Genomic DNA, 1561 nt, shown 5'->3' on the forward strand with positions numbered 1-1561 from the left:
GGGCGCATCGCCGCGCGGGCCGACGGCCCGGACCCGCAGGAGGCGGCTCGGCGCGCGGTCGGGGTGGCCGAGGCGCGGGTCGAGGTCGAACGTTCCCGTGTCGAGATGATGCGCGGCTACGCCGAGACCCGGGACTGCCGGCGGGCGTTCCTGCTGGCCTACTTCGGCGAGACGACCAGTGGCCCGTGCGGGCGTTGCGACAACTGCCTGGCCGGTCTGCCGGTCCAGCGGCGGGCCGAATCCGCCGGCGGCGAGGTGCCGTTCCCCGCCGGCACAGCGGTGCGCCACGTCTCGTGGGGCCAGGGGCAGGTCGTCAAGGAGGATGGCGATCGCATCACCGTGCTGTTCGACGATGTCGGTTACCGCACCCTGTCGGTGGGGGCGGTACGGGAGCGTCACCTGCTCGACCGGACCTGAAGGACCTGCGCCGCAGGGCTTCCCCCCACCGAAGGGCCCGCACCTACAGGTACGACCGTCGCAATGTCGACTGCCCGGTCCGTCCCCAGATGTCCGATGATGTCCTTTCCTGACATCGTCGCGTGCCGTGCGTGGGACCCAAGCATGGTCACGCGCCCGGCAGAGCAGGGAGGACCATGACCGCGCAAGCGGATCTCAAGATGAGCACCGCCCTGGTCACAGGGGCGTCGTCAGGCATCGGCGCGGCCTTCGCGCAGGCGTATGCGGCCCGGGGCGCCACGCTCGTCCTGGTGGCGCCGGCGGAGTCCAGACTCAAGGAGGTCGCGCAGCGGCTGGGCAACCGCTACGGGGTCGAGGTGCATGCCGTGCCCATCGACCTCGCCGAGGAAAGCGGCCCCGATCAGCTCGCCAAGGCGGTCGCCGAAACCGGCCTGGAGATCGACATTCTCGTCAACAACGCCGGCTTCGGGACCCGTGGGCCGTACCACGAGCTGTCCGCGGACCGGGACCACCGCGAGGTGATGGTGAACGTCGTGGCGGTGGAGCGGGTCGCGCACCTGTTCCTGCCCACCATGGTCGCCCGGGGCTCCGGCACCATCATCAACGTGTCGTCGACCTCGGGCTTCCAGGCCGTCCCCTACATGGCGGTCTACGGGGCCTCCAAGGCCTTCGTCCTGTCGTTCTCCATCGGCCTGTGGGCCGAGTGCCGGCCACGTGGGGTGCGCGTGCTCGCCCTGTGCCCAGGACCGACCGACACCGACTTCTTCGAGGTGCTGGGCTCGCGGATGTCCGCCGGCGGCCGGTTGCGAACCACCGACGAGGTGGTGGCGGCGGCCTTCCGCGCCCTCGACCGGGGCCAGGCGTACGTCATCGACGGCCGGTTGAACTACCTGACGTCCAACGCCTCCCGGCTGCTGCCCCGCGGCCTGGTCGCGCGGATCACCGAGCGGGTGCTGCGGTCCGGCTCGCTGGCCGCGCTGCCGGGCGGGTCACCGACGAAGCGTCGCGTCGCCTGATCGGGCCACCCCTGCCGGCCGTTGCGTGCGGTCCGATCGGACCACCCCGGCCGCCCACCGCCGTGAGGGTTCGCGGCGCGCCGCGGCCTTCCCGCGGCCGACGGAACCAACCCCCCACCCGGCGACCC

The 1561-nt window shown here is 72.3% G+C and carries 2 protein-coding genes; both read left to right on the forward strand.

All coding sequences use genetic code 11. From position 1 onward, the window contains the following. On the forward strand, window positions 1-417 hold a 417-nt coding region (locus tag ND748_RS31670; protein ID WP_251749960.1), incomplete at its 5' end, for a RecQ family zinc-binding domain-containing protein. A gap of 176 nt (window positions 418-593) precedes the next feature. After that, window positions 594-1433, forward strand: a complete 840-nt coding sequence (locus tag ND748_RS31675) for an SDR family oxidoreductase (RefSeq protein WP_251749961.1) — start codon at window positions 594-596, stop codon at window positions 1431-1433. Window positions 1434-1561: the final 128 nt, after the last annotated feature.

Origin of the sequence: Frankia sp. AiPs1 (genome assembly GCF_023716945.1) — a bacterium.
Lineage (GTDB): Bacteria > Actinomycetota > Actinomycetes > Frankiales > Frankiaceae > Frankia.

Bases quoted from the DNA above. Each gene is read 5' to 3' on its own strand.
- ND748_RS31675 (WP_251749961.1), top strand. From the start codon at position 594: ATGACCGCGCAAGCGGATCTCAAGATGAGCACCGCCCTGGTCACAGGG.